Here is a 5,382-nt window from a genome sequence, read left to right as displayed (position 1 = left end):
CCAAGGGGATGGTATCGGCATTACATATTGTTAAATCTACGGCACAGCCATAGTTGTGAACACTTCCATTTCTTGGATTAGAAACAAATTTCACACGTTCAGCTACTGGCAAACTATCCATAGCTCTCCACATTTCCCATTGAACACTTCGTGGACGTACGGCATCATAAACCAACAAGTGTAATGAACTATCCATAGCAGTTAAACTATCCTGAACTACAGCCAAACGCTCTGCTAAATCCTTTTGAAGATAGGCTTTGGTTAAAGATCCATATAAATCTTTAGAAAGAAAGTTATCTGTAGTGCTGTATTTCAAATCCACCCAAATACCGGAGTGATACGTTTGAACATCAACGAGGCCTGCATCCACTATCTTCTGTTCTAGTGTATCCATTTCAACTTTTCCTTCTTCAAGGTTCCTCTTTGATGAATCTCTGATAGGGGTTTGAATTATTGTGTCTACTGGCAAAGCTTGAACCTTTTTGATCGGGTTCTTTTTTTCTCCGCAAGCCATTAACATTAAACAAAAGCCAATTAATTGATAATATTTCATAAAAAATCTTTCAGATGAATAACTACATTACGACTTATTCAAGCACCAAGTTCCACGAAATTAGAAGAAAATGACAGACGCTCTTTTCTTTTTAGTTTTTTCGTTTTTCTTCCTCTCCCCTTGCATAAAAACGCTAAACATCTAACTTCCAGATTATACCATAGATTAATCTGTAAAAAATCGAATTGAATAAAGATGTTCACAAACAAGATCAGAACGAACGGTAGCGCTCTAAAACAGTAGTAAAGTCACTTATCCGAGCTCCAATTCACCATTCCAAAGTTGAACTTACAACGGGTTGCATTTCATAAAATTAATTTCAATATTTGTTGGGAAGCAAAACCAGCAGTCTATGGATGAAACAAACCGCAATGAACGCAATGAAGAGGTATATTCTAAGGTCGTAAGAGCCGGAAAAAGAACGTATTTCTTTGATATTAAATCAACTAGAGGTAATGACCTTTATTTAACGCTTACAGAAAGCAAAAAATCCATGGTTAATGGACGTATGAGTTTTCAAAAACACAAAATCTTTTTGTACAAAGAAGATTTTGAAAAATTCAGCGATGGACTCCAGGAGGTTATTGAAAAAATTGCAGAATTAAAATCTTCTGGTCCTTACAAAATTGAGGAAGAAGAGAAAGAAGCGTACAGCACTGTGAGTTTTGATGATTTATAGATATCAACAATAAATCAACATTGTCATAAGGAAAAATAAAGGAGAGAATTCTTAATTTGAATCGAGGTTTAGAATTATCTTTACCTTGAAAATAAAACACTATGGGTAAAATTATTGCGATAGCTAATCAAAAAGGAGGAGTAGGAAAAACAACCACAGCCATTAATGCTGCGGGGTGTTTAGGAGTGCTAGAATATAAAACATTGATAGTTGACGCCGACCCACAGGCCAATGCTACTTCTGGTTTAGGTTTTGATCCAAAAAACAATAAAAATATTTACGACTGTTTGGTGAATGAAACACATCCAAGAGATGTAATCATGCAAACACAAAATCCAAATTTAGACATCATAGCTTCTCACATCGATTTAGTGGGTGCTGAGTTAGAAATGATCAATATGCCTAATCGTGAGCACATGATGCGTTTGGCCTTAGAAAAGGTTAAAGACGATTACGATTTTATCATCATAGACTGTTCACCTTCTTTAGGGTTAATCACATTAAATGCACTTACTGCAGCTGACTCAGTTATGATTCCTGTGCAATGTGAATACTTTGCATTAGAAGGATTGGGTAAATTATTGAATACAATTAAAATAGTTCAAGGAAGATTAAATACTGATTTAGAAATTGAAGGTATTTTATTAACCATGTACGATACGCGTTTACGTTTGGCCAACCAAGTTGTAGACGAAGTAAAAACACATTTTCAAGAATTAGTTTTTGATACTGTAATTCACAGGAATACAAAGTTAGGAGAAGCTCCAAGTTTTGGAGAAACCATAGTAATGCACGATGCTACTAGTAAAGGTTCTATAAACTATCTTAACTTTGCACGAGAATTATTACAACGTAATAACGCGACGAAAGTAAACGAAGACGATAAAAAAATCACACTTGGAAATGAGCTCTAAAGCAAATAAAAAACCACCCTTAGGAAAAGGACTAGGGGCCTTGTTGCAAAGTTCAGCAACAGATATAACTTCATCAGACATTTCAGACAAATCGGTATTAGGAGCGATTGCTATGCTACCAATTTCTAGCATAGAAGCCAATCCATTTAACCCGAGAACACACTTCGAGGAAGATGCCCTTAACGAATTAAGCAAGTCTATCGGAGAGCACGGTATTATCCAACCCTTAACAGTAAGAAAATTAGGGAGGGATAAATATCAGTTGATTTCTGGAGAGCGTAGATTTAGAGCTTCTCAGCTTGCAGGTTTAACGGAAGTTCCTGCTTACATTAGAGTCGCGAACGATCAGACCATGCTGGAAATGGCCTTGGTTGAAAACATTCAACGTGAAGATTTAAATGCCATTGAAGTTGCTTTATCTTACCAACGTTTGTTAGACGAATGTGATCTAACGCAGGAACAATTGAGTCAGAAAATTGCAAAAAGTAGATCTTCTATTACCAACCATTTACGCTTGTTAAAACTTCCGGCTTTGGTTCAAAAAGGAGTAAGAGACAACCTTATTTCTATGGGACACGCCAGAGCTTTAGTTTCAGCGGGTGATGAAGGAACGCAAATTGACTTATTCTACGCAATTATAGAAGAAGGCTTATCTGTTAGAGCATTAGAAAGTCTTATCAAAGGAGAAGGTGATGTTGAAAAAGCTAAACCAGCACCAAAAGTAGACGCTGCTCCTATCAGTCAAATTCAAAACGATTTTAGATCTCATTTTGGTGACAAGGTTGCTGCCAAAGTTGAAATTAAAAAGACACCACAAGGAAGTGGTAAATTGGTGATCAACTTCAATTCTGAAACAGATTTGAATCGAATCATTGAAATCTTAAACAAATAAATTGAGAACACCTCTTCTCATACTATTTATACTCATTGGAAGTTTAGCGTGGTGTCAAAATAACGACACCATTGCTGAGCCTCTTCCCCTTAAAGACACCATCCATTCTCCGAGCAAAGCCATGAAATTTAGCGCTATTGTACCCGGAGCTGGACAGTTCTACAATCACTTCGCAAAACCAAAGGGTAAACGCTATGCTTTTATCAAAGTACCTATAATCTACGCAGGTTTAGGATTAGCAGCCTACTCTATTTACACCAACAGTTTAGAGGTGGATAGAACCCGACTTGAATACTACCATAGACTCGATAATCCAGGAAGCTTTAAATTTCCAGAGTACATTCCTTTAGATCAAGGAGCTTTGATCACTGAATACAATTTCGCAAAAAGAAACAGAGACCTGAGTATTGCAGCATTTGTAATTGTTTGGGGACTCAATGTTTTAGACGCAGGCGTTGAAGCACATTTTGTAAATTTTGACGTGAGTCCAGACCTTTCGTTAAATTTAAGACCAACCCTACTTAACAACTCAAGTTACGGCCTTAGTTTAGCCTTTAATTTTCGTTAAAAAAGGCTGAAAATACCTACTTTCTCTTATTTTTGCTACGCGATTAGAATTGTAAAACAATCAATTCTACAAAGAAGAAATCACATGAGAATAGCACTAGTAGGATACGGAAAAATGGGGAAAGCAATTGAAGAAATTGCTGTAGAGCGCGGACATGAAATTGTTCTAAGATCAACTTCAAAAAATCCCATCACTCCAGATCAATTGAAAAACATTGATGCAGCCATAGAATTCAGTATTCCCGCTACAGTCTTAAATAACATTGACCTTCTTCTTGATGCAGGCATTCCAACAGTTGTTGGGACTACGGGTTGGAATCATGCTTTGGAAAGTGTTGGAGAAAAAGTTGCCGATAAAGAAGGTGCATTATTACATTCAAGTAATTTCAGTATCGGTGTAAATATTTTCTTTAAAGTCAATGAGTACTTAGCCAAAATCATGAATAAACAAGAAGCATACGCTTGTGATATGACGGAGGTTCATCACATGCAAAAACTAGATGCTCCTAGTGGTACAGCCATCACGCTAGCAGAACAAATCATTGCCAACCACGATAATTACTCAGCTCATTTCTGTAAAGAAAACAATGAAGAAGCCGTGGATAATGGTATTAACATTACCGCTCTCAGAGAACCTGAAGTACCAGGCACACACATTATCAATTATAAATCAGAAATCGATACGATTACTATAAAACACGAAGCACACAACCGCAAAGGATTCGCATTAGGAGCTGTGGTTGCTGCAGAATGGATACACGATAAAAAAGGAGTATTCACAATGCAAGATGTGCTAAATTTCTAAACTATGTCAGCTTTATATTTTTACCTATTTTTCATCGTCTACCCAATTTTGGCAATGTGGCCAAAAATCTTCAAAAAAGCGGGTAGACAAACTTGGGAAGCATTTGTACCCGGTTACAACTACGCTATTGCAAACAAAATCTCAGGTCAACCTTGGTGGTGGTCTTTATTTCTAATCATACCGGGAATCCATATTTTTATGTGGATGGTCATCAACGTATCTCTCATTAGAAAATTTGGAAAAGTATCAGCGGTAGACACCCTACTTGGTATCTTCTTTCCATTTGTTCCGATGTTCCAAATCTCTAGTGATGAAAATGCAAAAGCAAACTACACCACGGATTGGGAAAACGCAAAGCAAGTTGCCGAAAGAACAGCAGGAGACCACATTGTTCTCTTCTTATCGCTTCCTATTATAGGACACATTTTAGCTTATACATTAGGAGCTGTTCAAAGTAAAAAGAAATCAAAAAAATCTCGTATTAAAGAATGGGGAGATACCGTGTTATTTGCACTTATCGCTGCATCTGGTATTAGAACCTACGTCTTTGAACCTTTCCAAATCCCAACGGGATCTATGGAAAAAACCTTATTGGTGGGAGATTTCTTATTTGTAAACAAATTAGCTTATGGACCTAAGGTACCGGTTACTCCAGTGAGTTTCCCTTTGGTGCACAACTTCATCCCTTACTTAAACATTAAATCTTACGTAGGTATTGAAAAACTAGACTATACACGTTTACCAGGATTTACGGATGTTAACAGGTATGATGTTGTGGTATTCAACTACCCTTCTGGAGATACTGCCGTTTACGACCCTCGTATGCCTTACGGTTTAATGGGACACGACTACCATGGATTAGTAATCGGAGAAGCACAACACCAATTCCAATTGGCAAATGAAAGCAACTTTAGAAAGGTAAACGAATTAAAAAACAAGCTAAGAGAACGCATTTTTAACGATTCAACTATT

At 36.9% G+C, this 5,382-nt stretch carries 7 protein-coding genes; 6 read left to right on the top strand and 1 reads right to left on the bottom strand.

The window, feature by feature from the left end; translation table 11 throughout:
- Nucleotides 1-553, bottom strand: a 553-nt coding sequence (locus tag R3333_RS12190) for a M15 family metallopeptidase (RefSeq protein ID WP_318959055.1), incomplete at its 3' end; no start/stop codon positions are given.
- A gap of 352 nt (nt 554-905) precedes the next feature.
- Here R3333_RS12190 and R3333_RS12185 point away from each other — a divergent pair.
- The 6 genes from R3333_RS12185 to lepB all read left to right on the top strand — a co-directional run.
- The gene (locus R3333_RS12185) at nt 906-1,232 is read left to right on the top strand and encodes a DUF3276 family protein (protein ID WP_318959054.1); all 327 of its coding nucleotides are present in this window, start codon (nt 906-908) and stop codon (nt 1,230-1,232) included.
- Nucleotides 1,233-1,333: 101 nt separating this feature from the next.
- The gene (locus tag R3333_RS12180) at nt 1,334-2,146 is read left to right on the top strand and encodes an AAA family ATPase (protein WP_318959053.1); all 813 of its coding nucleotides are present in this window, start codon (nt 1,334-1,336) and stop codon (nt 2,144-2,146) included.
- Entirely contained in the window at nt 2,136-3,038 is a 903-nt protein-coding gene (locus R3333_RS12175; protein ID WP_318959052.1) for a ParB/RepB/Spo0J family partition protein, read from the top strand. The genes R3333_RS12180 and R3333_RS12175 overlap by 11 nt, the downstream gene beginning before the upstream one ends.
- Nucleotide 3,039: 1 nt before the next feature.
- Nucleotides 3,040-3,606, top strand: coding sequence for a DUF5683 domain-containing protein (locus R3333_RS12170; RefSeq protein WP_318959051.1), 567 nt, complete (start codon nt 3,040-3,042; stop codon nt 3,604-3,606).
- An 84-nt stretch (nt 3,607-3,690) separates the two neighbouring features.
- Entirely contained in the window at nt 3,691-4,410 is a 720-nt protein-coding gene (dapB, locus tag R3333_RS12165; protein ID WP_318959050.1) for a 4-hydroxy-tetrahydrodipicolinate reductase, read from the top strand.
- A 3-nt stretch (nt 4,411-4,413) separates the two neighbouring features.
- On the top strand, nt 4,414-5,382 hold a 969-nt coding region (gene lepB / locus R3333_RS12160), incomplete at its 3' end, for a signal peptidase I (protein WP_318959049.1).

The sequence above is a fragment of the Lishizhenia sp. genome, from assembly GCF_033720595.1.
Taxonomy (GTDB): Bacteria; Bacteroidota; Bacteroidia; order Flavobacteriales_D; family Crocinitomicaceae; genus Lishizhenia.
The sequence above is the reverse complement of the archived record's forward strand: the minus strand, read 5'-3'. Positions and strand labels throughout refer to the sequence as shown.

Coding starts and splice junctions, on each gene's coding strand:
- R3333_RS12185 (WP_318959054.1), top strand. CDS start 906: ATGGATGAAACAAACCGCAATGAACGCAATGAAGAGGTATATTCTAAG.
- R3333_RS12180 (WP_318959053.1), top strand. CDS start 1,334: ATGGGTAAAATTATTGCGATAGCTAATCAAAAAGGAGGAGTAGGAAAA.
- R3333_RS12175 (WP_318959052.1), top strand. CDS start 2,136: ATGAGCTCTAAAGCAAATAAAAAACCACCCTTAGGAAAAGGACTAGGG.
- dapB (WP_318959050.1), top strand. CDS start 3,691: ATGAGAATAGCACTAGTAGGATACGGAAAAATGGGGAAAGCAATTGAA.